24 protein-coding genes are annotated in these 25,279 nt (G+C 35.2%); 11 read left to right on the forward strand and 13 right to left on the reverse strand.

From position 1 onward, the window contains the following. Positions 1–68: 68 nt before the first annotated feature. From KI430_RS17885 to KI430_RS17920, 8 genes are all read left to right on the forward strand, one after another. Positions 69–1,757: a sensor histidine kinase gene (locus KI430_RS17885; protein ID WP_248876232.1), complete on the forward strand. Its 1,689-nt coding sequence runs from the start codon at positions 69–71 to the stop codon at positions 1,755–1,757. Then, on the forward strand, positions 1,750–2,400 hold the full coding sequence (locus KI430_RS17890) for a response regulator transcription factor (RefSeq protein ID WP_248876233.1): 651 nt from the start codon (positions 1,750–1,752) through the stop codon (positions 2,398–2,400). The genes KI430_RS17885 and KI430_RS17890 overlap by 8 nt, the downstream gene beginning before the upstream one ends. Before the next feature lie 126 nt (positions 2,401–2,526). Further along, positions 2,527–4,209, forward strand: a complete 1,683-nt coding sequence (locus KI430_RS17895; RefSeq protein ID WP_248876234.1) for a T9SS type A sorting domain-containing protein — start codon at positions 2,527–2,529, stop codon at positions 4,207–4,209. 97 nt (positions 4,210–4,306) lie between these two features. After that, a complete protein-coding gene (locus tag KI430_RS17900; RefSeq protein ID WP_248876235.1) occupies positions 4,307–5,137 on the forward strand; it encodes a T9SS type A sorting domain-containing protein in 831 nt (276 codons plus the stop codon). Positions 5,138–5,275: 138 nt separating this feature from the next. Continuing rightward, on the forward strand, positions 5,276–6,211 hold the full coding sequence (locus KI430_RS17905; RefSeq protein WP_248878379.1) for an NAD(P)H-dependent flavin oxidoreductase: 936 nt from the start codon (positions 5,276–5,278) through the stop codon (positions 6,209–6,211). Between the two features lie 136 nt (positions 6,212–6,347). Beyond that, positions 6,348–6,776 carry a DUF4268 domain-containing protein gene (locus tag KI430_RS17910; RefSeq protein ID WP_248876236.1) on the forward strand — a complete coding sequence of 143 codons (429 nt, stop codon included), beginning with the start codon at positions 6,348–6,350 and terminating at the stop codon, positions 6,774–6,776. A gap of 113 nt (positions 6,777–6,889) precedes the next feature. Then, entirely contained in the window at positions 6,890–7,120 is a 231-nt protein-coding gene (locus KI430_RS17915) for a hypothetical protein (RefSeq protein ID WP_248876237.1), read from the forward strand. A gap of 6 nt (positions 7,121–7,126) precedes the next feature. After that, complete coding sequence (locus KI430_RS17920; RefSeq protein ID WP_248876238.1) at positions 7,127–7,363, forward strand: hypothetical protein; 237 nt, start codon at positions 7,127–7,129, stop codon at positions 7,361–7,363. Here the strand turns inward: KI430_RS17920 and pnuC are convergent. Continuing rightward, positions 7,349–8,011 (reverse strand): nicotinamide riboside transporter PnuC, encoded by a 663-nt coding sequence (gene pnuC, locus KI430_RS17925; protein ID WP_248876239.1) that lies wholly within the window; start codon positions 8,009–8,011, stop codon positions 7,349–7,351. The two genes, KI430_RS17920 and pnuC, sit on opposite strands and share 15 nt — an antisense overlap. A gap of 182 nt (positions 8,012–8,193) precedes the next feature. On the opposite strand from pnuC, the gene KI430_RS17930 reads away from it, so the two are divergent. The 3 genes from KI430_RS17930 (at position 8,194) to KI430_RS17940 (ending at position 11,770) form a co-directional block, all read left to right on the forward strand. Then, positions 8,194–9,735: an APC family permease gene (locus KI430_RS17930; protein WP_248876240.1), complete on the forward strand. Its 1,542-nt coding sequence runs from the start codon at positions 8,194–8,196 to the stop codon at positions 9,733–9,735. Between the two features lie 211 nt (positions 9,736–9,946). After that, positions 9,947–10,966: a WD40/YVTN/BNR-like repeat-containing protein gene (locus KI430_RS17935; protein WP_248876241.1), complete on the forward strand. Its 1,020-nt coding sequence runs from the start codon at positions 9,947–9,949 to the stop codon at positions 10,964–10,966. Between the two features lie 150 nt (positions 10,967–11,116). Further along, positions 11,117–11,770: an HAD family hydrolase gene (locus KI430_RS17940; RefSeq protein ID WP_248876242.1), complete on the forward strand. Its 654-nt coding sequence runs from the start codon at positions 11,117–11,119 to the stop codon at positions 11,768–11,770. On the opposite strand, the gene KI430_RS17945 is transcribed toward KI430_RS17940, so the two are convergent. From KI430_RS17945 to KI430_RS18000, 12 genes are all read right to left on the reverse strand, one after another. Further along, positions 11,767–12,453, reverse strand: a complete 687-nt coding sequence (locus KI430_RS17945) for a DUF421 domain-containing protein (protein WP_248876243.1) — start codon at positions 12,451–12,453, stop codon at positions 11,767–11,769. The genes KI430_RS17940 and KI430_RS17945 overlap by 4 nt on opposite strands. A 61-nt stretch (positions 12,454–12,514) precedes the next feature. Further along, on the reverse strand, positions 12,515–13,585 hold the full coding sequence (locus KI430_RS17950) for a tetratricopeptide repeat protein (protein ID WP_248876244.1): 1,071 nt from the start codon (positions 13,583–13,585) through the stop codon (positions 12,515–12,517). A gap of 37 nt (positions 13,586–13,622) precedes the next feature. Continuing rightward, positions 13,623–14,804: a hypothetical protein gene (locus KI430_RS17955; RefSeq protein WP_248876245.1), complete on the reverse strand. Its 1,182-nt coding sequence runs from the start codon at positions 14,802–14,804 to the stop codon at positions 13,623–13,625. Between the two features lie 74 nt (positions 14,805–14,878). Beyond that, the gene (locus KI430_RS17960) at positions 14,879–15,715 is read right to left on the reverse strand and encodes a type 1 glutamine amidotransferase (RefSeq protein WP_248876246.1); all 837 of its coding nucleotides are present in this window, start codon (positions 15,713–15,715) and stop codon (positions 14,879–14,881) included. Between the two features lie 262 nt (positions 15,716–15,977). Continuing rightward, the gene (locus tag KI430_RS17965) at positions 15,978–17,081 is read right to left on the reverse strand and encodes a carboxylate-amine ligase (protein WP_248876247.1); all 1,104 of its coding nucleotides are present in this window, start codon (positions 17,079–17,081) and stop codon (positions 15,978–15,980) included. Positions 17,082–17,116: 35 nt separating this feature from the next. After that, positions 17,117–18,067 (reverse strand): RimK family alpha-L-glutamate ligase, encoded by a 951-nt coding sequence (locus tag KI430_RS17970; protein ID WP_248876248.1) that lies wholly within the window; start codon positions 18,065–18,067, stop codon positions 17,117–17,119. 80 nt (positions 18,068–18,147) lie between these two features. After that, positions 18,148–18,861 (reverse strand): alpha/beta hydrolase-fold protein, encoded by a 714-nt coding sequence (locus KI430_RS17975; protein WP_248876249.1) that lies wholly within the window; start codon positions 18,859–18,861, stop codon positions 18,148–18,150. Between the two features lie 60 nt (positions 18,862–18,921). Then, positions 18,922–20,127, reverse strand: a complete 1,206-nt coding sequence (locus tag KI430_RS17980; protein ID WP_248876250.1) for an acetyl-CoA carboxylase biotin carboxylase subunit family protein — start codon at positions 20,125–20,127, stop codon at positions 18,922–18,924. Positions 20,128–20,170: 43 nt separating this feature from the next. Further along, positions 20,171–21,577 carry a M17 family metallopeptidase gene (locus KI430_RS17985; protein ID WP_248876251.1) on the reverse strand — a complete coding sequence of 469 codons (1,407 nt, stop codon included), beginning with the start codon at positions 21,575–21,577 and terminating at the stop codon, positions 20,171–20,173. Continuing rightward, positions 21,570–22,697: an alpha/beta hydrolase-fold protein gene (locus KI430_RS17990; protein WP_248876252.1), complete on the reverse strand. Its 1,128-nt coding sequence runs from the start codon at positions 22,695–22,697 to the stop codon at positions 21,570–21,572. Before KI430_RS17990 ends, KI430_RS17985 begins: the two co-directional genes overlap by 8 nt. 232 nt (positions 22,698–22,929) lie before the next feature. After that, positions 22,930–24,684 carry a discoidin domain-containing protein gene (locus KI430_RS17995; protein ID WP_248876253.1) on the reverse strand — a complete coding sequence of 585 codons (1,755 nt, stop codon included), beginning with the start codon at positions 24,682–24,684 and terminating at the stop codon, positions 22,930–22,932. Positions 24,685–24,734: 50 nt separating this feature from the next. Beyond that, a complete protein-coding gene (locus KI430_RS18000; protein WP_248876254.1) occupies positions 24,735–25,145 on the reverse strand; it encodes an acyl-CoA thioesterase in 411 nt (136 codons plus the stop codon). Positions 25,146–25,279: the final 134 nt, after the last annotated feature.

The raw sequence follows: 25,279 nt of genomic DNA on the forward strand, positions 1-25,279 counted from the left end.
ATTTGATGAAAAATACCATTAATAATTTTAAAAAAAATCGGAAACTGCATTTGTTTATCTTTGTTATTATGAAAAAATCTTCTAATTTTTTCCTGCTTTTTCTAATGGTTTTTTGTTCCGGGCAAAATGCTTTCCACGTATTGCGGAAAGAACTAGATAAAAAGATTCAAAATTCGGATTATCCAACTGCTTTGGAACTGATTAATCAAAATAGGGAACATTATAATTCCGATGAAAAGACAAATCTGGATGTTTCGAAAGTAAAAATCCTGACGGAATTGGGACTCTACGATGAGGCTTTCAAACTGTCTCAAAATCTCATCAATTCTAAATTAACGCCTGAACAGCAACTCAAAATCCATATCGAAAGAGAACTCATTTTTGAAATTAATAATGATGAAAAATCTTCCAAAATCGAAATTGATAAAGCAGAACAGTTAATCAAAAATCATCCTGATCTTAAACCTAAAAATTATACTCATTTTCTTATTAGGAAATCTTCGTATTACAGGGTGAATGGTCATCGGGAAATTGCATTTGAAATAGCTAACGAGGCCAAAAAATATGCGATGTCAGTCAATGATGAATCGAATCTTCCTGATGTAGAACTGATTCTGGGATTGGGAAACCGGAACAATCCAGAGAAGAGATTAGCACATTTTCAGCGTGCACTTTATTTGTACAAAAGACTTCATCACAACGAGGCGATTAATTCTATGTACAATAATATTTCGTTTTTATATTTCTCAAAGCAGGATTATAAAATGGCTGATGTTTATATAGATTCTGCAATTGCCAATTCCAAAAATTCAAGAGTTTTAAATTACAGAGCGGATATTTTTCAATTGAAAAGCGAAATTATGGAAAAGCAAAATCAACCTGATTCCGCTTTACACTATTATAAACTGACTTCAGGCTTATATAATCAGTTCAACAATCAGCAAATAGATCTTAAAGTTAAAGAACTGGGAATTCAGTTTAATTTTCAGAAGGAAAAAACAGAGAAAGAACAACTACAAAAGAACATTGCGGGAACTCGAAAGCTTAATATCACATTATTTATTTCTGTTTTCGTTTTAGCGTGTTTAATTTGGTTGATTCTTAAAAATAAAAAGAAAATAGAAGTTCAAAAACAAGAAATTTCTGATAATAACCTTGCTTTGAAAAACAATCTTGAGCAGAAACAATTCTTGGTTCAAGAGCTTAATCATCGTGTCAAAAATAATCTGGCTGTGATTCTCAGTCTGATAGATTTTCAGAAAGACCAGGCTGATAGTTCCGAGTATAAAAATAGATTCGAAGATCTTCATCAGCGGATAAAAACGATAATGATTGTGCACGAACTCTATTCTTACAGCGTGAATCATAATGATAATGCACTTATCGAGGTAGAAAGTTATACTAACCGGATTTTCGAAACGCATCAAAATAGTTCACAAAGAGTTATTGATTATAAAATTGATATCGAAAATAGCACTCTGAAAGTAGACAAAGCATTACCATTTGGTTTGATTCTTAATGAGTTGATTACTAATTCTATAAAACACGCAAAAACAGAATCGCTAATATTAGATTTAAAATTAAATTTGATTGATGATAAGATAGAATTGTCATATTCGGATAACGGAACCAATTTCGATTTTGAAAATAAGAAAGATTCACTCGGGCTTTTGATTATCGAAGGAATGGTAAAACAACTGAAAGGGAATTACACAAGAGATAAAGCTAATTATAAAATCACATTTCCCAATGACTGAGCATAAAAACAGAATACTGATTGTAGAAGATGAGGTCTTGATTGCGTTCTCTGTCAAAAGGATGCTGGAACCGTTTTTCTTGTCCGAAATTGCTCACGATTATGAAGAAGCAAAACTGTTGTTGTCTCACAAATTATTTGATTTGGTTTTGATTGATATTTCGCTTTCCGGAGAAAAAACAGGGCTGGATTTGGCGCAATTCATCAATGATAATATTTCGATTCCATTCATTTTTACAACCGCTTTGACCGATCCAGGGACACTCGAAAAAGTGACTGACCTGAAACCTTCTGCTTACCTTTCAAAACCTGTTGAAAATGTGAATTTGATCACAGCAATTAATCTTGCATTGGCCAATCAGGATAATATCTTCAAGATAGAGATTGGCAAACAGGTCTATTATTTCCAATCCAAAGATTTTCTTTTTGCAGAAGCTGACCATATCTATGTCGAAATCTATTTGAAGTCCGGTAAAAATCAAATTCTAAGAACAACAATGTCCTATCTGGAAGAGGTTTTTCCTTCGAAATATTTTAAACGCATAAATCGAAGTGTAGCTGTCAATCCCTATCATATTTCAAAAATCGTGAATGATAAATTGTATTTGGAGGATAAGGTTTTCAAGATTTCCAAACATTTCTAATTTCACTTTAGAACAAAAAAGCATAGTTTCAGAACATTTTTTCGGATAAAATTTTCATCATTTCTAATTTTAATGAATGAATGCTAAATCATTGTCATGCAATTCTAATTTGTTAAAACTGAAATTATGAAAACACTTCTATTTTTTCTTTCTTGTTTGTTGATTCCTGCTTTTGTTGATGCACAGATTTTGCCAAGTCTTAATGGTATTGTGTATGTCAATACGGCTGTAATTGGTGGTGCAGAAACCGGTTCTTCGTGGTCCAATGCTTCTAAAAATTTAAAGCAGGTCATTACGGCTGCCAACTCTAATCCAGCAATTAAGGAAATCTGGGTTTCCAAGGGAACTTATTATCCGTCTACGATTTCCAACAGAGATGATTTTTTCTATATCACCCGAAATAATTTGAAGGTCTATGGAGGCTTTTCAGGATCAGAAACATCTTTATCCGAAAGAGATATCCAGACCAATGAAACCATTCTGAGTGGTAATATCGGAGCGGCAAATTCGGCTAATGATAACAGTTACCATATAATGGTTATCGATGCGTATGATTCAGCGATTGACAATTCTACGCAGATAGATGGTTTTACCTTTCAGGATGGGAATGCAAACGCCGGATCTGTTTTGAATAATTATTTTCCAAGATACACAGGGAGCGCAATTCTAGTTTATCCCTCGATTGATAATAATTCTCCGTTGATATCCAATAATATATTTAAGAATAATTCGCAGTTTCAGTTAGGAGCTTTGGCAATCGAAGCTAATACCTCAGGAACTAATGTCACGCGAGTAGAGAATTGTTCTTTTTATAACAATTACTCAAAATACGCAGGTGGAGCACTTGATGTTTTTAATCATTATGGAACAGTCCAAAATATTGAGATCAAAGGCTGTCTTTTTCAAGAAAATGTTGTGGATAATGGTTCTCAAGGCGGACCAAATGGTGGTCTTGGGGCAGCGATTTTTACTTATGGGAATAATAATGTTTTGATTAATAAAAGCAGATTTGTAAACAACAAGATTGGTAATTATACTCAATATTCTGGTACGTACAAAGGAACGGCAGTTGCGGCAAGAGAAGGTTCTGAAGTTACTATTGTTAATAGCCTAATTTATTCTGACCAGATTTATATTCCTTTTTATAATAGTGCTTCTTCCCTCAGTTTTATTAATTCCACGGTCTACAACCCAGATAGCGGGACAATTCTTTCAACTGTAAATCCGGTCCTCAATTCGATTCAGAATTCTATTTTCTGGATGGGTGGCAATTCTGTGAATACAATTGATGGTGCTGGGACAACTGTAACAGCGAACAATTCTATTATTCTTCCAAAATACAATGTGACTTTAACTGGTTCTAATAATTACACTACAGATCCTTTATTTAAAGATGTTGCTTCTAAGGATTTTGGTTTGCAAAATTCTAGTAATGGGATTAATAATGGAAATAATTCGTTTTACGATGTGTCAAAGTATGGAAATTTTGATCTGGCAAATAATAGTCGAACCGAGGAAACAACAATTGATATCGGAGCTTTTGAAAAACAACCGACCTTATCTGTCTCGGACATTAATAATGAAAAATCAATTACAATCTATCCAAATCCTGTAAAGGATATTCTGAATCTGAAAACCAGAGAAAAAATCTCCATGGTGGAAATCATATCGATGGATGGAAAAAAAGTATTGACGAGAAATATAGTTGATGAAACGAAATTAGATTTGGGATCATTATCAAAAGGAATTTACTTCATTCATATTTCTACTGAAAAAGAAACACAATCCTTGAAATTCATCAAGGAATAATAAGGTTGGTTAATCAGCCTGATTAATTTTAATCATTGGTTAATCAGGCACCACATTTATCAAAAAATAATTTCTAACAATCCTAAAAGTAAACATTATGAAAAAAATCAATCCTTTATTGGCTATGATTGTATTAATCTGTTCCAATTCTTTCTATGCGCAGAGCAGTACAGAGTCTTTCGAAACAGAATCGCACGGCAGTACTTCTTTCACAGACAATGGTGTGATTTTCAACATTCTTTCCCACGTGGGTACGTTCCGAGTGCAGGGTAATTTTCCCGGAACAGGTTGGAACGGAACTGCAAATGATAACAGGTACATTGACAATTCAAACTCGTCAGAAAGCCCGGCCTCTTTTAGCATTAGAACAACATCTAATTTGTTCAAAGTTAATAGATTTTGGATATATCTGTCAGCATTTAATCTTGATCTAAACGTTGACGGAACCCTTACGATTACAGGCAAATTATCCGGAGTTACCAAATTTACGCAGACCAAAACTACAGGATTTGCTACTTCTTTAGGAAGTACGAATGGTTTTACATTAATAAATTTGGTAAATCTGAATGGACAGAACTATTCCAATATAGTTATAGATCAGCTACAGCTTACGTTGGGTGGAGCTTTCAGGTATGCTAGTTTAGACGCCTTCACTTGGGTCAAAGACTCAAATATAGTCTTGGCTGTTGATGACACTCAGAGTAAGGTGAATGATTATTTGGTTTATCCTAATCCGGCATCAGATTTTATCAGTTTTAATAATGCTAAGGATATTCAGAAAGTGGAGATTTATGATTTAAGCGGAAAGCTAATTATCAGTTCCGATAAAGCGGAAAAAGTAAACGTTTCTCAATTGGAAAAAGGAACTTATGTGACAAAACTCAAAATGAGTAATGAAACCGTAAATTCAAAATTTATCAAAAAATAAAGGAAACATAAAAACTTGAATTTTGCCGGGAGATTTTCTTCCGGCTTTTTTATTCTCAATCCGAATCGCTATTTTTGGAAAAAATATAAAATGTCCAGTTTCATAGATTTCGGAATCGCCCAAAAACAGTACAACAGAATGAATAGAATCACGCAGCTTTTCGGAACAAAATATCCAATCGTCCAAGGTGGAATGATCTGGCATTCCGGATGGCGACTGGCTTCGGCGGTTTCTAATAATGGCGGATTGGGATTGATTGGTTCGGCGAGTATGTATCCCGACATTCTGAGAGAAAATATCAGAAAATGTAAAACGGCGACGGATAAACCTTTCGGAGTGAATGTCGCTTTGCTTTATCCTAATCTTGAAGAACTCATCAATATCATTTTGGAAGAAGGCGTAAAAATCGTTTTTACATCGGCTGGTAATCCGAAAACTTATACCGAGACTTTAAAAAAAGAAGGCATCAAAGTTGCTCACGTTGTATCAAGTGTTAAGTTTGCTGTGAAATGTCAGGAAGCTGGAGTTGATGCAGTTGTAGCAGAAGGTTTTGAAGCAGGCGGACATAACGGACGAGATGAAACGACAACACTTTGTTTGATCCCGAATGTCAGGAAACATATCGATATTCCTTTGGTTGCTGCGGGAGGAATTGGTTTGGGAAGCCAGATGCGTGCCGCGATGACTTTGGGCGCAGATGGTGTCCAGATTGGTTCTCGTTTTGCGGCAACAGTTGAAGCAAGTTCTCACGATAATTTCAAAAATAAAATCGTTGAACTGAAAGAAGGCGATACGCAATTAACATTAAAGGAATTAGCACCCGTTCGTTTGGTTAAAAATAAATTCTTCCACGACTTAGAAAGTCTTTACGAAACGGGCAGAAATATCGAAGCTCTGAAAGAAACGCTCGGAAGAGCCCGTGCAAAACGTGGAATGTTCGAAGGTGATTTGGTAGAAGGCGAATTGGAAATCGGACAGGTTTCTGCTTTGATAGATGAGATTCTTCCTGTTGAAAAAGTCTTCGAAAACCTAATCAAAGAATTTAACGAAGCAAAAGTCGATTTGAGTTTGTAAGAAACAAATTTAAAGACAGAAGAGACAAATTTGAAAGGCTTCGAGAGCCTCAGCCTGACAAGTATTAACATTACACCAAAAGAAGCCGAATTGCTCATCATTTATAATTCATCATTAATCATTTATAATTAACCACGTGTTTTCCAAACAAGAAGCTCAAAAATTGAAAACAGAATTCTGGACCGCTTTCGGGAAAGCTTTTCCGAGAAAATGGTTGTTGTATGATACCAAAATCAAGGATTTTTCTTTCAAATTTTATGCAGATAACAAAAAAGCTGAGGTTTCGATTGATATTGAGATGAAAGATGAATTATTCCGAAATGCTTATTACGAGAAAATTTGGTCTTTAGAATCCATTTTAGAAGATGAGATTGGAGAATTTACAAAAGATGAATTTTATACTTTAGAAAACGGAAAAGTGATTAGTAGAATTTGGGTTGAGAAATCTGGAGTCAGCATTTTCAACAAACAAACCTGGCCAGATATTTTCGAATTCTTTGTAGAAAAAATGGACGCCTTCGAACGTTTGTTTTATGAATATGAAGATTTTATCAAAGATGTTTAATTGATTAAAATTTAAATAGGGATGAAATATAACATAAACAAAGGAAATGAAATTAAAGGTCATTTAGAGATATTTTTAGTTATCAAATTATTGACGAGAATCAAAGGAAAATAATGATTCACGGTAATCCGGAAGGATTAAGAAGCTTTGCAAAATTATTGTTGGAAGTTGCAGATTTGGATCAAGAAGAAGTTGATAATAGATATTTACCAATTGGAGCAAGAGAACATTATAACTTGAGACCAGAAATAGAATTATCAAAAAGTTCTGACGAAGTAATAGTTGGGAGACTTGATGCTAAAGGAACGGGAGATTTCTATGATAGGTATGAATCTAAAGATTAATTAAATATGAAAAATATTACAATAAAAGCCAACGATTTTTTTGAGTTACTGAAGTTAAAAGACCAATCGATGTGGGATATTTTTGCCCAAATGATTGATGGCGAAGAAAAGGAAATCGGTTTTACAGATGAACACGATCAATATATCTTTCATTACATTCTTCCAAAAACTCTGGAAAAATTGCAAGAAGACAAAGCGCTCTTTGCTAAAGAATATGCAGAGAAATTATCAGGACTTAACTAAGTTTTTCTTCCATTCCAGATAACCGATAATTGCCATTGCTGTAAAAATCAAATATTGCAGCGCTGTAAATCCCAGACCTTTGTAAAGCATCATTGGAACGCAGACAATATCCGCAACAATCCAAAATATCCAGTTTTCAAGATTTCTTTTAGCCATAAAATACATTCCGACAAGAAATAGGGAAGTGGTAACAATATCTGTGTAATTCGCCCAATCGAGGTGATAAAGTCCAAGCTTGACGCCTTCCATAGAAAACTGATTGTCGATAAATGGTTTGAGGTAGTAAATTAATCCAACGAAAAGCAGGCTTCCCAAAAACAAAACACTTCCAAGCTTCCAATCATTCTTACTTGCTTTCTTAACTTCTACATGGATGTGGTCTTCTGAACTTTTTGACCAAAGAATCCAGCCATAAATACTCATAACTGTATAATAAACATTAATCAGCATATCTCCCAAAAGTCCAAAGACAAACATAATATAAATGAAAAGCACCGTGGAGATGATCCCTGTAGGGTAAACCCATATGTTTTTTTTGATGGAAAAGTATACGCTCAGTAAACCGAATACAGTTGCAATGACTTCTAAGACAATCAGATAAGTTTCATAAGATTGATATTGCGCAGTGAGTTCTTCGAGAAAATTCATATCCTCAAAGATAATTATTAATGTTCAAAAATGGGTTGGCTTATTCATAATTAATACAGATAAGTAAAATTAATTAGTTAAAAAAAGTTAATGAAAGCATTTTTTTAATATTTTCGTAATTCAAAAATAAATATAGAAGAAAAAGCCCCCTTTCAATTTTTGGGGTAAAAAAAATTACAATTATGGCAAATATTTGGATTAAGAAGCCAATGGAAGCGTATGAAGCAGACATTAAAAAAAGTCAGCTAAAACGTGTATTGGGAAAATGGAGTTTAACAGCTATTGGAATTGGTGCCATCATTGGAGGTGGTATTTTTGTTTTAACAGGTACAGGTGCTTATTATAATGCCGGTCCTGCCTTAGCACTTTCCTTTGTCATCGCTGGGATTGCCTGTGTTTTTGCGGCATTGTGTTATGCAGAATTCGCATCTATACTTCCGGTAGAAGGTTCAGCCTACGCCTATGCTTATGGAACTGTAGGAGAGATCTTCGCCTGGATTATCGGCTGGGGACTGATTCTTGAATATGCAATGGGTTCTATGACTGTAGCTGTTTCCTGGTCCGGATACTTTGGAAAATTGCTGAAGATGTTTGGGCTGCATTTACCGGCTTGGTTAACGACAGACCCACAAACATATCTTGCTGCAGGTAATTCTGGATTTTCTATGAACCTACCTGCATTTTTTATTGTATGGGTAGTGATAGGTATTCTGTTGAGAGGAACAAAAGGCGCTGCAAAAGCGAATAATTTCATTGTGATGCTAAAAGTTTCTGCCATTATCTTTGTGATTATTGCTGGTGTATTTTTCATCAATCCGGAGAATTGGTCACCTTTCATTCCAGCTGCTACTACGATTACAGAAAACGGAGTTTCGCATTCTGCATATGGTTATGCAGGAGTTGTTGCCGGAGCATCAGCCATTTTCTTTGCTTATGTTGGTTTTGATGCGGTTTCTACACAGGCTGGGGAAGCGATTGACCCTAAAAAAGATGTGCCATTTGCAATCATCGCATCTTTGGTAATTTGTACATTATTATACATCTTGGTATCATTGGTTTTAACCGGAATGATGCATTATACAGATTTCAATCCACTAGGAAAATATCCGGATGCGATCAAAGCACCAGTGGCGTATGCCTTCGATATTGCCGGACAGGCTTGGGCAGGTTATATCATTACCATTGCAGCAACAGTTGGTTTGATTTCCGTACTGATGGTAATGATTATGGGACAATCCAGAATATTTTTAGGAATGTCAAAAGACGGATTAATTCCGAAAACCTTCTCAAAAGTAAACCCAACGACAAGCGTACCATCAAAAAACTTAATTATTTTAGGTGGTGTAATTTCAGTCATTGCTTCATTCACACCGATCAATGATTTGGCGCATATGACCAGTTTTGGAACCTTGTTCGCGTTCACAATGGTGTGTGTTGCGGTTTGGGTTTTAAGAGTTAAAGAACCGAATCTTCAAAGAAACTTCAAAGTGCCTGCATTACCAGTTATTGCGGTTTTAGGAATTGCGATTAACATCTATTTGATCATCAACCTGAGCAAAGAAGCACAAATGTATTCTTTAGGTTGGCTGGTCATCGGTTTCTTCATTTATTTCTTGTACAGTAAAAGAAATTCAAAACTTCAAAACGGAGGGTTTGGAGAGACGTTCAAAGCAGAGCAAGAACCTTTGGAAGATGTTGATATTGATATCGACAACAAGCATTAAAATATAAATTCCGCATCTTTTGCGGAATTTTTTTTGGAGCTTGATCCCGCTATCCACTATATCTTTTTTGTCATTGCGAACGAAGTGAAACAATCTGTTGAACAATTTACCCATCGCAATAACAAAAAAGGATGCCGTTCCTATCGGGGCTATGGATTTTGTCTGTAAAACGAAATTTTCAACATTACCCAACTTTCATTATTTTTATAAAATGAAAAAACTAGTACTATTATCACTCACGATTATTTCATCATTTCTACTATCTCAGAAATTCACGATCGATACTTTATTGACGGATAAAATCAGCATCAGAGCCATCCAAATCTGGGACGGAAAAGTCTGGTATGCCGGAACGGATTCAAAATTCGGTTATGTCAGTCTTAAAGATAAATCAGATAAAAAGCAGATTAAACTTTCAGATAAAAAGCTACAATTTCGGACACTTGCTCAAAATAAAAAAAGCTTTTACACAATTAATATAGAAAGTCCAGCTTACTTTTTTGAAATTGATAAAAAAAAATTAGATTTCAAAGTCGTGTTCAATGATAATGATCCGACGGCTTTTTATGATGCTTTGAAATTCACAGATAATAATTTTGGATTAGCATTTAGCGACCCGTCAGCCAATCAAAGATTGAATATTTCTCAAACCCGAAATGGTGGTTCTCAATGGATCCATTGTAATGATTGTAAAGATTTTCCTTATTTAGAAAAAGGTGAGGCTGCTTTTGCTGCAAGTAATACCAATATTGCAAGTGTGGGAAATTTGATTTGGATTGCGACCGGAGGTTCAAAATCCAGAATCTTCAGAATGAAAAACAAGGATTGTAATTGGCAGGTTTTCAAAACACCATTTACTCAGGGAACTTCTTCGCAAGGTATTTATTCAATTGATTTTTATAACAAAAATTTCGGAATAGCTGTTGGCGGAGATTATACAAAACAATCCGATAATATCAATAATATTGCTACCACAAATGATGGTGGTCAAACCTGGCAAATCCAAGCCAGTGGACAAAATGCGGGCTATATGACTTGTGTCAAATTTCGTCCAAAAGCCAAAGGAAAAGAAATAGTCGCGGTTGGAGACCAGCACATCAGCTTCTCCTCAGATTATGGAAAAACCTGGACAAAAATCTCCGACGAAAAAAATCTATACGCCTGCGAATGGCTCGATAAAAACACTCTGATTCTAGCAGGAAAAGACAAAATAATAAAGTTGAATTTCTAGACAGTGAATGTACTGCTTTGATGAGCGAGGCGCCTTTGCGAATCTTAATATATTTTCAATAAATTCAAAAATCTTAGTGGACTTTGCGTTCAAAATTAAACGTTAAAAACATAATCCCTATTTTTGCACCGAAATTAATGAAATAGGTTAATGAAAAATACGGTTATTTTTGATATGGATGGCGTGATTGTAGATACAGAACCACTTCACAAAAAAGCTTACTATCAACATTTCAAAGAATTAGAAATCAATGTAGATGCAGAATTATTCTCAAGATTTACAGGAAAATCGACCCGAAATGTTTACCAGATGATTAAAGAGATTTTCGGAATCGATACCAATGTTGAAGAATTAATCCAAAGAAAAAGAACTCTATTTTACGACTTATTTGATTCAGACCCAGCTTTGAAATTATTAGATGGAGTTGAGGCTTTGATAAAAAATCTTTATTCCGCAAATTTCCAATTGATATTAGCTTCTTCTGCAGCCAAATCTACGATTGACAGAGTTTTCAAGCGTTTCAATTTATTTCCTTATTTCACACATCTTGTAAGTGGTGAAGATTTCCCAGAATCAAAACCGAATCCTGCTATTTTTAACGAAGCTCAAAGATTATCAGGAAATGATAAATCAAATTGTATTGTCATAGAAGACAGCACCAACGGAATCCAGGCTGCAAATGCTGCAGAGATATTTTGTGTTGGTTATAAAAGCGTAAATAGCAAAAATCAGAATTACGAAACCGCAGATTTGGTCATTCAACATTTTGATGAACTGAAAGTAGAAGAATTGGAGTTGATTTAAGAAACTCTTTTTTTATTGGAAGATTCTACCCATTCATCATTTTTGCAGACTTTACAATTGCCGTGTTCTCCGGATTTGAATTCTTGTGTATAGCCACAAAATGTACAGGAATAATGAATATTCTCAGTAAATATTTTTAATGGATTTTCTAAAGAGTTGGGCAATATTGGTAAACCATATTTAATGTCTTTATCTTCATAATAAAAAACGCTGATTTCTCCGGAGATTTCCTCAATAGCCTTTTCAACCTGACCAAGTTGTGAAATGCCCTTCAGTCTTAACTCCGCAAAGAATTCATCTTCTCCTAGCGACTCTTTTCGGAAATCATCAATACAAAAAACACCATCCTGAATCAAGCAGATCGGTTTGCCTTCAACCAGTTTCTCAAATTTTTTGCTTTTCCCAATAAAGTAGGTGATAATGGTGTACAGGCTGATAATCATTGTGAAAACAACAATCGCTGGCATTATTCCAACATCTTTGTAAAACATCGGGTCGCCGGCTGCAGAACCAAGTCCAATGATAACAACCAGTTCAAAAACTGAAAGTTGTTTTACGCCTCGTTTTCCTAAAATCCGAAGTCCAAAAATGATAACAAAGAACATTATCCCAGTCCTGAGAACCGTTTCCAAAAGGAAAGTCCATTCTTCGGAACCTAATAAAATTTGTTTAAAATCGAACATAGTTTTTTATCGCTATGTCCAAAAAATACGCCAGAAATGTTCTGTTATAATTTACGCTTTTTTAGTTTTTGACACAATGGTTATTATATAGATAAGTTCCATCAACTTGTTCCAAATCTTTCAGCCTTTTGAGAGTCAAACACATATTTGGTTTGTCTTTTAGTGCAGAATAAATTGAGACAATATTATAAAGAGCATCTACTTTTGAGTTGTTTAATTCATATCCTTTATTGAAAAAGTCAATTGCCTTATCGTAATTTTTATTTTGGAGATATTTAACAGCTTTTTGAAAATATTCTTGAGCTAACTCCAAATCTTCCATTTTTGGGCCATAAACTTTCGGAATATCACTAAAATCATCCATAAAAAAATAAATCCTTACTCCTTTAAATGTCATTCCTCCTTTCATTTTTTCCATTTTACTTTCTAAAATAAAAGGTATATAAATCTTATCAAAGGTTTGAAAACTATCTAAATTCCAATTATTAAAACTTTTGTTGATAGCTGTTTTAATAATTAAAAAATTTTTATCAAGATTAAACTTTTCTTCATTTGCAAGTAAATCAATTTGCTTTATCTTTGGATATATAATTAAATTTCCTTTAAAAAGAAGAGATGGATAAGTATTCTTTTTTTGAAAATCCTTAGCTACTTCTAATAATAAATAATTATTTAGAGTTGGTGTGAAAAAAGCAGTCGCTTTAAGAACGGAATCATTTTTAGTTTTAGATTTGTACTCATCAATTATTTTTGAAGTTTTTACAAACCACATCTTTTTTACTTTATCTTTTTCAGTTTTTCCTTTTACGTCTTCCACAACAATTAAAGAATCATTATCCAGCTTAATTATTCTGTATCCAGAATCAGGCGTAGTTCTTAGGGTTTGCTTATCAATAGTATAATCATAACAACCGTTTGGTTGGACATATATTGACTCTGTTTTCATACAGATTTGTTTGGGTGTAATTTTCCAATTGTAGTATTTGGAAATACTGAAAGGTTCACTTAAATCCTTACTACCATCGATTGTTTTTGTTTTAACTTTTGTCCAATCGTTTACTAGTAACTTATTATCTACTTGTGATTTGGTTTGAATAAAGATTAAAAAGAAAATAATAATATATTTATACATAATAGTTTTCGAAATTGTCTGCCAAATATAATGAGATTTATTTCTCAAAAAACGCCATAGAACTACCAATCCAAATCGCATCTTTTTTATTGAAATCCACATTCACCATCGCAGCTTTCGTCATTCTAACAAGATTCACAAGAAGTTCAGGATTTTCATTCTCAGGATTCCAGGCGAAAAGTAAACGAATTTCAGCTTTAGAAAATTCTCCGTTGACGTCTTCAAAAAGTGGTGCGTAAGTCACTTTTCTTTGTAGAATATAATTTTCTTTATCTTCAATTTGACTAATGATTTCTTGACTAGGACTAAGATTCACACCGCTTCCGGCAAACGAGAAAAGTGGTTTCAAAACGAAATTTTCCAATGGTTCATTTTCAGGAAAGTCAGACAAGAAATAACTTTTCGGAACAAATTCGTGTTTCAGTTTTGGAAGAATATATTTTGAGATTTTGAAAAACCAGTTCGGATGTGTAATCCATTCTACATCCACATCTTCCCGGAAATCAAATTCTGTTTCCAGAACTTCGATTTTATCCAATTCATCAAAAATGACACGATTGTAAATTCTGTTGATAGGAATCAGTTTTCCATCATTTTCGTAGAATAACTTTTTGCCTTCTTTTTTAATTTTAGTCAGACAAACCGTTTTGATTCCAAGATATTGCTCAGTTAGAACGAAATCAATCGCGGTTTTTTGTTTTTCAGGGTAGATCTCCAGAAGAATGACATTTTCTGGATTTTCGTTTCCTACAATAACTTGTTTCAGTTTTTGGATGTATTCATCTTTCGGAAGTGAGTTTTTCAGTTCGTTCAGAAAAGGATAAACTTCGGTAATCACTTCTTCAAACAATTTCTGAAAGCCGAATAAACTCGGAAAAGCCTGCAACTCTATCAGCTGCGGAATAACATTTCCATTCTCATCCTGACAAATTCCAAAATCTATCGCTACAAAATGGGGTTTCTGAGTGTCGTTCGGAACATTACAATTAGCAGGAATAGCTTTTTTCAGTTTTTCGTCAGGAATTTCTTTGATTTGAGAAATAATCGACTGGGAAGCATCATCCAGCTTTTTCCAAAATTCTTTGGTAAGAAATATTGGACTCTCAGAAAGTCGAAACGCGGCTTCGTGACCGCATTTCTCTTTTATTATTTCACTAACTTTTTGGTATTTTTCCTGAGAAAATTCTTCGTTAAATTGAGTTCTGTATTTTGGAATCATAGTTGCGTTTTTTTCAAGTCAACAGTAAGAAGTAAAAAGAAAAACATTTCACTTTTTACTTCTCACATTTTACTTCAATGAAATTCTAAGTTTTTAGTAATTTGTTCAGAAGCCAGTTGTAAAAATCTTGGGATAATTTGCGCTCTTGTTAAAACAATTTTATCGTCATCATCCATTCTGTCAATCGTTTCAAGATATTTTTCCATCCCAAAAGTTTCAATCATTGCCTCCTTATTTTTCTCATCTTCCAAATTTTTGATAAAGCCAAGCGGATCCGCTTCCGGATGAAACTGAGTTCCGAAAATTTCTTCAGAAAAACGAACTGCCATCATTGCTCTTTCCAGATGGACTGTTGGACGGATTTTTTCCAAAGCCACAATTTTCATTCCCAACTCGTCCAATTTTTCCTGATTTGGTTCAATACATTGGTACGCTCTGGAATCAACACCGTAGAAAGGATCTGGTAGATTTTTAAATAGAAATTCCTGCTCACCGTCTTCCGATTTATGGATTGGCATTACACCAAATGAATAGGATTTTCTCTTGCAGACATTTGCAATTCCGAAATGGATCACCGCCAGCTGGAAAGAATGGCAAACCAAAAACAGATATTTTTTCTGCTCATTGTTTTTGTTATGATCCCAAATCTGTGTCAAAAAATCAGCAAATTTCTGCTCCCATTCATAACCTTCGCGATGCGGATTGCCTGGTCCTCCGGAAGAGATGAAGATGTCAAAATCTTCAATGTTGGGCATTTCATTTTTATAACGAACATCAAAAACATCCACAGCAACTTCATATTCCGACTGTTCCTGAAAGGTCTTCGAAAGCTCTTTTATGTTTCTCATCCCTTGATTGGGATGATTATTATTCATATCCAAAAGTGCAATTCTTACATCATTTTTACTCATATTCATAAATTTTTACAAAAATACGGAATCTAAAATTTATAAAAAGCGAACAAAATTCTTATTGTAATAGTTTGGGCAATTCCCTCACCAGTGCAAAATCCCAGCTCGGGTCGGGCTTTCCGTTGCAAACCTAGCGAAGTGGTTCGACGAAGTCAATCTTTTGCTTTTCCTTATGTGAAAGAAAAGCAAAAGGATTTCCACTGCAATCCCTATTGCATACGGTTCAGAGATAATTAACCCATTGATCACTAAAAATTAATAATTATAAAAGCCCTTTCTCTGTCTCATAAATCATATAATCCACGACTTTCTTCATATCCCCGCCACTTTCGTGAAAAACTTTCAATTGTCTGTCGGCGCCGGTTCCGTTTTTGATAATTTCTCTTGCATATTCAACTTCTTTTCTACAACCTAAATCATCAACAACATCATCGATGAAAAGTAATAATTCTTCCAACAAATCTTTATAAGGAACACTGGCTTCTTTACCAAAATCAATCAGATGTGCATCAATTCCGTCTTTGGAAGCGCGCCATTTGTTTTCCGTCAGAAGTAATCTTCTGTAACTTCTGTAACTCGTATTTTGCTGGTGCATTTTGTAAACTTTTGCAACCAAAGCCTGCATGATTGCCGCAAGACAAACCGTTTCATCAATAGTCAGAGGCATATCACAAATTCTGAATTCAATTGTAGGATAGAACGGGTGAACTCTCAAATCCCACCAGATTTTCTTCGCGTTATCAATCGTTCCGGTTTTGACCATTAGATTGACATACGCATCAAATTCTGCCACACTACTGAAATAACTTGGTAATCCTGTTCTCGGGAATTTAGCAAAAACTTCCTGTCTGTAAGATTTAAAACCTGTTAATCTTCCAACCCAAAACGGAGAATTCGTAGACAATGCATAAACGTGTGGTAAAAAATATCGCATCACATTCTGTATTCTGATTCCTTCTTCACGATCTGGAATCCCGATGTGAACGTGCAAACCAAAAATCAAATTCGACCTTGCAACATCGCCCATATCACTGACGATTTTGTCATAACGAGCATCTTTTGTGATGATATTATCTTTCCAATGAGAAAACGGATGTGTTCCGCCTCCCGAAACTCGTAAACCTTGGTCGTGAGCAGTTTTTACAAGATGTCTCCTAAGGTCTGTCAATTCCTGACGCGCCTGCTGAATATTTTCACAGATGCCTGTTTCCATTTCTACGACAGATTCGTGCATCTCGTGTTTTAAGTTTTCGCTTAGAACGGCTTTTCCTCCTTCTATTATTTTGGAAACGTGAGAAACCAAATCGCGGCTTTCCGCATCTATGATTTGATATTCTTCCTCAACACCTATTGTGAATTTGTGCATTTTTTTCTTGTGTTAGTTAAGTTAGTCGTTAAGTTTTAAAGTTGGTTGGTTACGAATTTTCCCCAATCGATATTGATTTTTCCGGGCTTGTAATCTTTCGCTTTTTCGATTGCTAGTTTTGCAGCGTGCGCTACAATCCATTGGAAATTTTCTTCTCCAACTGAATTTCTATCTGCATCAGGAGCCGGATTACAGAAATCAATTGCATAAGGAATCCCGTCTCTTACAGCAAATTCAACTGTATTGAAATCATAGCCAAGTGCCTCATTCATTTTCAAAGTATATTCTGTAATGGTTTTTAATAGTTTTTCGAGTTCTTTTCCTTCGGTTTGATGTGTTGTAGCATATCTCAGATGATGCGGATTTCTTGGTTCATAAGGCATAATGTGAACGTATTTTCTGCCTAGACAATAAACTCTGTAATAATCCTCGAAAACAATCTCTTCCTGAACCATCATTACCAATTGTTCTGTCTCAGCGTGTTTTGCCCACATATCTTCAGGACTTTCAACGCGATAAACATTTCTCCAGCCACCGCCGTCGTGAGGTTTCATATAAGCTGGAAATCCAATGTAATTAAAAATATATTCCCAATCGTGAGGGAATTTCAAATTTCTGAAGGATGTTTCAGAAGTGTTAGTTGGTCTTTCGTGAGAAGGCAAAAGAACGGTTTTCGGCAACGGAATTCCGATTTTTGACATCAATGCATTATTGAAAAATTTCTCATCTGCGCTCCACCAGAATGGATTGTTAATGACGTAAGTTCCGTTCACAGTCGCATTTTTAAGGTAAGCTCTGTAGAAAGGAACATCTTGTGAGATCCTGTCAATAATAACAGCGTAACCATAATCTGCACCTTGTTCCAGCTTGTCGATTTGAACAGGTTCTGCAATATATTCGCCTTTTCCTAATTCATTGACTTTATCAATAAAAGCCCACGGAAAAGTGTCTTCCATCCCGAATAAAATTCCAATTTTTTTTGCCATAATGTTTTGTTTTTTTTGGTCAGAAATCCGATGTTGGATGTCTGAAGTTTGTATGTTTATTTTATTAATTCAACTTTTGATTACCCGAAAAACCGCCCAATGAATGTCGGGAAAACCATTCTCCAAAGCACCCAATCGTGTTCTATCCATTTTTGCTCATCATACCAATGGTTGATTCCTTTTTCAGTTAAGATTCCTGCCATTTTTCTAGTTGGTTCCAAACAAATGTCACGGTCAGATGTACTGAGAACAATATGCATATGCTTATATTTCCAGGCTTCGTCATTTTTCACGAATTCATCCGGGCAATTGAAATAAATCAGTTGGTCTTGATAACCGTCCATAAAATTCCTGATGTTAAAAGCGCCTGACAAACAGAAAAGATGCGAAACCAAATCCGGAAATCTGAACGCAAAATTAGCAGCGTGATAACCTCCGAAACTTGCACCTGCAACAGCTACACGATGTGTGTTGTGAGTTCTTTGGATGTAAGGAATGAATTCCTGAACGAGAAACTGAACGTACATCTCATAATTTCTGATTCTTTCGTAAGGAAAAATTCCTTTGTCATAAAAACTGAATTTATCAATCGTCTGAACATTGAATAATTTTAAAATCCCATTGTTTGTGAAGTGTGAAATGCTTCCGTTCAAATGAAAATCGGCATTCTGAGTATAAGAACCTTGCGAAGTCGGGAACATAATAATCGGATAACCGAAATGTCCTGTAACTTCGACCTGAAGGCTCATTCCAAGAATGTGTGAATAATAATCTGTATGTGTTATTTGAGGCATTTATATTTAGTTGATAGTTATTTAGTTACTTAGTTGTCAGTTGGAGGTGAATATTAATCATTAACTCGTCGGTTTATCTTTTGGAGGAAGAATATTTAGAATCTGTTCTGTGACAACTTCTGCTGCTTGGTCTAATCTTTCCTCGATGATATCTGCGGTTTTTGCTTTGTAAACAATCCCGATATGATAATCGATTGGTAGGAATTTTTCCACTTCGTCACTTTGTAAATTCTGAGTATTGGGATGCTTATCTTTTGATAATGCCACAATCAATCCGGAATATAATTTTTGAGTTTCCTCAACTGAATAGTGAGTTCCTTCCAATAACGCATTTTCCAGTCTTGCCCATTCTCGCCAGATATTAACTCCGGTTGCAGCTTCAACCATATCAGGAATATGAGCACCACCAACTCTGGAAGATGTTTCAAGGAAATAATATCTTCCATCTATTCCTCTGATATATTCACTGTGAGTTGCGCCGTTTTGGATTCCGAATTTATCCAGAACTTGTTTGTTGATTTGGTCTAAACCCTTTGCTTCCTCCGAATTTTTGTCTAAAGTTTTGGTGCGAAAAACACCGCCTTCGTGAGAAACCTTCATTGGTGGAGAAAGGTATTTTGAAAAGCAGGAAAATACAATTTCTTTATTGTAAACCAGACAATCGACGTGATAGACATCGCCGGGTTTGAAAGATTCCAAAAGGAATTTGTAACGTTCATCACCAAGATTTTCCACAGCCGGCCAAAGTTCATCAGCAGAATTGATTTTCTTTATACCACTTGCCGAAGCTTCGGAGCGAGGTTTCAAAACCCAAGGTCCAGGAACGTCCTGTGTGAACTGGTGAAGTTTTGCATCATTGAAAATGGAAGAAAATTCAGGAACAGAAATGCCGTTGTCTTTTGCCTGCTGACGCATTGCCAATTTATCTCGGAAATAACGATGCGTTGTCTGTCCCATTCCTGGAATACGGTAAGTTTCCCGAATCATCGCTGCTTTTTCTACATCATAATCGTCTAAGGCGATGACCGCATCGATTTGATGATTTTTCATCAGGTAAGCAAATCCCTGAACCAAATGGTCGAGATTCCAAACCGAAGGTTCAAGTTCTGGCATATAATAAATCTCGTCTATGGCGTGCCAAGGCCAAGGTTTTTCCTTGAGGTTTTCGGAAGTAATCAAAATGACTTTGTTGCCGAGTTTTTTACATTCGTCCATGAAATCATAACCTTTGTAATAACAAGAGATACAGACAATCGTTTTTTCCATATTCATTTTTTTGTCGGAGGTCAGATGACTGATGTCCGATGATTTAATTATAGTTTTCTATAAAGTCTAATAAAAGCTGAACGCCGTAACCTGTTGCTGCTTTATCCTTTGCATAACCGACATTCCCAAATGCGACGCCGGCAATATCCAGATGCGCCCAATTTTCGTGTCCTTCGATAAACTGTTCCAAAAACTTCCCTGCAATAATGCAATCTCCGAAGGGTTTCATCGAAATGTTCTTAAAATCTGCAACATCCGAAGTGAAATCATCTTTCCAAACATCCCAAAGCGGCAGATTCCAAAGACGTTGATTGGTTTTGTCTGCTGATTGTTCCAGCTTTTTCTTCAACTCGTCATTATTTGAAAAATATGCACCGCATGTGTAGCCAAACATTCTGACCGAGCTTCCAGTGAGCGTTGCCAAGTCTATCAGAACATCGGTTTTGTAGTTTTTTGATAGATAAGAAAGTCCGTCTGCCAAAGTCATTCTGCCTTCTGCATCGGTGTCTAAGACTTCAATTGTTTTTCCGTTGTAAGCCGTTACTACATCACTAGGCAAATACGCCTTTTCAGAAACTGCATTGTCTGTGATCGGGAGAATTGTAATAATATTTACAGGAAGTTTAAGTTCCGAAGCCGTTATCAAAGCGCCAATAACAGCACTAGCACCGCCCATATCGCTTTTCATATAATGCAGATTGGCGGAAGGTTTTATGGAAATTCCGCCTGTGTCGAACAATACACATTTTCCTACCAATCCGAAAGTTTTCGCATTTTCTTTTCCGCAATTGTATTCCAAAATGGTGAAAGCAGCTTCCTGCGAACTTCCCTGATTAACCGCTACAAATGCGCCTAAACCTTCTTTGATCGATTCTTCTCTGTTGAAGACTTTATATTTTAAGCCATATTTTTCTGCCGTTGATTTCAGGAAATTTGAAATCTGATTCACTTTTTTATGGTTAGCTGGTTTGTTCAGCCATTCCATTCCGGCAAATTGACCGTTGCAAAGCGCTTCTGTTTTTAAGGCTAAATTTTTTCCTTCTTCTTCAGAAATGTTTTCTAAGTACAGTTCAAAATTCTCCTGCCAAAACGGATGCGACTTTCCGAAAGGGTAGAGGTAAGTTCCCAAAAATAAACCTTTCACCAATTCTTCAGTCAAATTCAATCCTAATTTTGAAATAACAGAAGTTGGAACAGATTGTAGATTTTTTTTGTAATCATTCGCAAATTTGTTAGCGATAGATTGAATTTCAAAACCTTTTGCGTCTTTTCCGATTCCAACGAAAAAACTGATTTCATCTGAATTGGTCTTAATGAAAACCTCGTTTTTTTTTCCATTGAAGAATAATTCAACATTTGGATGTGAGTTTTTTTCCTGTTCCCAATCGGCTTCGCTGAACAGGTATATGTTTTGAGTTGTTGATTCTTTTTTATTGTAAATTTTAATCATTTGCTTCGTTCTTTTCTAATTCATTTTTGGCTTTCACAGGACTTTCCAGACTGTCTATGAAAAGCCATTCTACGGCTCTTGGAAATTCCTGCGACCAAAAAAATTCCTGATGTGTTCCTTGGTCATTGATGTTGGTTCTGACTTCAAAATCGAAGGATTTCTGCGCTGTTAATTTTTTCAAAGCTTTTTCAAATAATCTTATTCTGCCGACCATTCTTGAACCTTCCAATCTTCCTCCGTAGAGATAAACTTTAATCTTATATGGATTCGTGAAGTTTATCATTGGGAAATTATTTTCAGGCTCTACCCAAAGCGACGGCGAAAAAATCAGCAATTTGGAATAAACTTCCGGATAAAGAAATCCGCTATAAATGCTAATCAATCCACCCAAAGAGCTGCCGCCAATTCCTGTATTTTCTCTATCTTTTTTAGTTCTGTAATTTTTATCAATCCAAGGTTTCAAAGTGTCAGTAATGAACCTCAGATATTTTTTACCTTCTGCATTTTTCGTTACATCTTCATTATCAAAAATATATTCCTTGATTCGATCGTCGTTTCCGTGTTCTACTGCAATGACAATCAAATCGCCTCGTCCATATTCTGCAAGCAAAGCTAGCTTTTTATCGATTTCCCAATTTCCATATTCGGAACCATCATTAAATAAATTCTGCGCATCCTGCAAATACAAAACCGGATAATTCTTCTCCGAGTTGTAATAATCGTAAGGCAAAAGCGCCCAGATTTTTCTGGTTCTGTCCAACTGGGGAATATAGAATTCTTCATCCACCAATTCTACAATCGGGAAAAATTCTTGTTTGAAAGGTCCCCAATTCAGTCTCCATTTTTCAACCTTATCTTGTGTTTTTTGTATTTCTTTTTTTGTCTTTCTGTTCGGTGTGATGTTGTCATATTTATCAATCTCGACATTTTCCCAGCCACCTTTTGTAAATTTATATTCTACTTCGTTATTTAATAATTCATCAGGAATATTGATGTGATAATTGTTGTCATCTATCTTTTCCAGTCTGAATTTTGAATCTTTCGGATTCCACTTGTTAAAATTGCCGGTAATAAAAATCGGTCGGTCATCATTATCTTCTGATGTCAGAAAAAATTCCATTTCGCTGTTAAATTCTTTTACTGTTTATAAATTTATAAAATTATTTTAATTAATGAAAAAATGTTGAGTATTTTTCTTTTAAAAATTGAGTTTATTAATGAATATTAATCTATTTTTAAAAATCATTGAATTAATGAAAATTAAACTTTTCGAAATAATAATCATAAATAATAAAAAAGCTTTCGAAGAATCACTCCGAAAGCTTGAATTTTTGTTTGAAAAACTGTAAAATTTATTCTGATTTTACAACCTCTGTTCTTTCAGAGATTCCGTTGGCATTAAAGGCCTCAATTTGAAAATAATAGGCATCTGTTCTATCTGCGCCGGTAAAGAAATATTCGTTCTTGCCATAAACCATAATGCTTCCGTATAATTTATCAGGTGATTTTCCCCAATAGATGACGTAACCATCGGCGTCAGAATTCTGCTGCCATTTGAACCAAATGCTTCTTCTTTCCCCGTACTTTTTAGGGTCAGCTCGCAGTGGAACGAAGTTTTGAACTTTCGCAGGTTTTGTTCCGGCACCTTTCCCAAAAACTCGGAATCCACTCAAGGCAAATTTTCCTGTCGGCATTTTCAGGTTTTCCATTTTAAGAAATCTTGCTTTTGCCGGATTTTCCAATTCGATGTAATCGTGAGGAACGTCGGTTTGGTTTTTTGATTTATCGACAATCACCTTCCAGTTTTTGCCGTCATTAGAACCATAGATCTTATACTGATGCATTTTGCCCAATGTTTTTCCCATAAACTCAGCATCCTGATCCGCATAATTCACCTGAATCGCATTAATTGTGGAAACTTCTCCTAAATCTGTCTGAAACCATTCACCAGAATTTCCGGTTTTTGCAGACCAGTAAGTTTTGATGTCTTCATCCACGGCATAATTAGAATGATAACCGCCTAAAGTTGATGATACCTGAACAGGTTTGTTATAATTCAATAACATCCAACCAGGAAATAACCCTTTTGAGAAATCTTTGCCTTGTGCATATTGTGGTAAAAGAGTAGGGTAATCACCGTATGCGGTGTTGGTGTACATTACATCATCTTTATCAAATCCAGTTGGCCAGATTCCCAATCTTCTTTCAAAATTATTTTTGGTCGAAATGAAAATCGTGGAAACGTGCCACCAATTCCCGAAATTATCTTCGAAGGTTGCCCCGTGTCCAGCGCCTCGTGCAAAACCTCCAGGTCTATAAGAAAACGGATTGTGCTGCTGGTATTCGAAGCCTTCTAATGGATTTTTTGAAACATAAACTCCGTCAGAATAGCCACTGAATTCTGTTGCAGGAGCTCCATATTGAAGATAATATTTATTATTATGTTTAGTCATCCAAGCACCTTCTACAAAGGGTTGAAGAAAAACATTGTCATTATATTCTCCAAATCTTTCCCAACCGTGGTCTTCAGGTTTTAGTCTGATGACAGGCTTTACAAAACCTTCAGATTGTAAAGTTTTGGTTTTGACTTCGGTCCCCAAAAGAGGCCACTCGTTGCTTGAACCCCAATAGAGGTAGAGTTTATCTTTATCTTCATCATAATGAAAAGCGGGATCCCAAGCGCCAACTTTTAAAGTATCAACAGCAATTTTCCAATCGTCTTTTGTTGGGTTGGTACTTTTCCAAATCGGGAAATCCTGTTCCCAAGTTGAACCGAAAACATATAAAGTGTCTTTCATCGCCCAAACTGCTGGCGCATTTAGGTCGTGCGTGTATTTATTATCCCTGAGAAATTTTCGATAAACAAATTTCCAATCCAGCATATTGTCAGAATACCAATAACCTTCCTGATTGGTAGAAAATAGAAACAGCTTCTTCTGAAAATTTACGATTACAGGGTCAGCAGTTGCCCTATGTTTTCCTTGTTTTGAGAAAACTTCAAACGGCGTGTAACCATAATCGATGTTAATAGGATTACAATAGGTCTTTTGTTGAGCTGAAAATAATGATACAATAGATAATGAAACTATTGACAGTAATTTTTTCATTTAAGATTTATTTTAATTCCGAATATATTGAAAATTTAAGGAAAGACAATTTATTCCCTCCAATTTTCCTTGATCAAGTCCAAAAGAAAATCGGGACATCTTACAATTTTTTTAGTTTCTGCATCCAGAAAAAATAGAGTAGTAGAAGCCTCGGTGATTTTGATTTTATCTTCATTGTAAATTTCATAATCGAATTCAATTTTAACACCCGGAATTTTTTTTATGTAAGTATGAATTTCCAAAAGTTGGTCATAAAGTCCTGGTTTCAAATACTTAATTTTATATTCGGAAACGGGAAGAAAAATTCCTCTCTTTTCTATCTCATCATATGACATCCCAAGTGTACGAAAAAGCTCAACTCTCGCGACTTCAAAATATTCTGCATAGTTGCCATAATAGACATATTTCATTGGGTCTGTTTCTCCGTAACGCACTCGTATTGAGTTGGTTGTGTGTATCATTTTAAGTCGTTAATAATTCATACAAATATATTTTTAAATAATCAATAGTGAAAAAATTTTTTTATGAAAATTAATAATTAGATATTTGTTGTCTTCTTAAAAAACTAAAATCCCACCGGAAATAGCAGCAGAAA

The organism is Epilithonimonas zeae, assembly GCF_023278365.1.
Lineage (GTDB): Bacteria > Bacteroidota > Bacteroidia > Flavobacteriales > Weeksellaceae > Epilithonimonas > Epilithonimonas zeae_A.

Bases quoted from the DNA above. Each gene is read 5' to 3' on its own strand.
- KI430_RS17885 (WP_248876232.1), top strand. From the start codon at position 69: ATGAAAAAATCTTCTAATTTTTTCCTGCTTTTTCTAATGGTTTTTTGT.
- KI430_RS17890 (WP_248876233.1), top strand. From the start codon at position 1,750: ATGACTGAGCATAAAAACAGAATACTGATTGTAGAAGATGAGGTCTTG.
- KI430_RS17895 (WP_248876234.1), top strand. From the start codon at position 2,527: ATGAAAACACTTCTATTTTTTCTTTCTTGTTTGTTGATTCCTGCTTTT.
- KI430_RS17900 (WP_248876235.1), top strand. From the start codon at position 4,307: ATGAAAAAAATCAATCCTTTATTGGCTATGATTGTATTAATCTGTTCC.
- KI430_RS17905 (WP_248878379.1), top strand. From the start codon at position 5,276: ATGAATAGAATCACGCAGCTTTTCGGAACAAAATATCCAATCGTCCAA.
- KI430_RS17915 (WP_248876237.1), top strand. From the start codon at position 6,890: ATGATTCACGGTAATCCGGAAGGATTAAGAAGCTTTGCAAAATTATTG.
- KI430_RS17920 (WP_248876238.1), top strand. From the start codon at position 7,127: ATGAAAAATATTACAATAAAAGCCAACGATTTTTTTGAGTTACTGAAG.
- pnuC (WP_248876239.1), bottom strand. From the start codon at position 8,011: ATGAATTTTCTCGAAGAACTCACTGCGCAATATCAATCTTATGAAACT.
- KI430_RS17930 (WP_248876240.1), top strand. From the start codon at position 8,194: ATGGCAAATATTTGGATTAAGAAGCCAATGGAAGCGTATGAAGCAGAC.
- KI430_RS17935 (WP_248876241.1), top strand. From the start codon at position 9,947: ATGAAAAAACTAGTACTATTATCACTCACGATTATTTCATCATTTCTA.
- KI430_RS17940 (WP_248876242.1), top strand. From the start codon at position 11,117: ATGAAAAATACGGTTATTTTTGATATGGATGGCGTGATTGTAGATACA.
- KI430_RS17945 (WP_248876243.1), bottom strand. From the start codon at position 12,453: ATGTTCGATTTTAAACAAATTTTATTAGGTTCCGAAGAATGGACTTTC.
- KI430_RS17950 (WP_248876244.1), bottom strand. From the start codon at position 13,585: ATGTATAAATATATTATTATTTTCTTTTTAATCTTTATTCAAACCAAA.
- KI430_RS17955 (WP_248876245.1), bottom strand. From the start codon at position 14,804: ATGATTCCAAAATACAGAACTCAATTTAACGAAGAATTTTCTCAGGAA.
- KI430_RS17960 (WP_248876246.1), bottom strand. From the start codon at position 15,715: ATGAGTAAAAATGATGTAAGAATTGCACTTTTGGATATGAATAATAAT.
- KI430_RS17965 (WP_248876247.1), bottom strand. From the start codon at position 17,081: ATGCACAAATTCACAATAGGTGTTGAGGAAGAATATCAAATCATAGAT.
- KI430_RS17970 (WP_248876248.1), bottom strand. From the start codon at position 18,067: ATGGCAAAAAAAATTGGAATTTTATTCGGGATGGAAGACACTTTTCCG.
- KI430_RS17975 (WP_248876249.1), bottom strand. From the start codon at position 18,861: ATGCCTCAAATAACACATACAGATTATTATTCACACATTCTTGGAATG.
- KI430_RS17980 (WP_248876250.1), bottom strand. From the start codon at position 20,127: ATGGAAAAAACGATTGTCTGTATCTCTTGTTATTACAAAGGTTATGAT.
- KI430_RS17985 (WP_248876251.1), bottom strand. From the start codon at position 21,577: ATGATTAAAATTTACAATAAAAAAGAATCAACAACTCAAAACATATAC.
- KI430_RS17990 (WP_248876252.1), bottom strand. From the start codon at position 22,697: ATGGAATTTTTTCTGACATCAGAAGATAATGATGACCGACCGATTTTT.
- KI430_RS17995 (WP_248876253.1), bottom strand. From the start codon at position 24,684: ATGAAAAAATTACTGTCAATAGTTTCATTATCTATTGTATCATTATTT.
- KI430_RS18000 (WP_248876254.1), bottom strand. From the start codon at position 25,145: ATGATACACACAACCAACTCAATACGAGTGCGTTACGGAGAAACAGAC.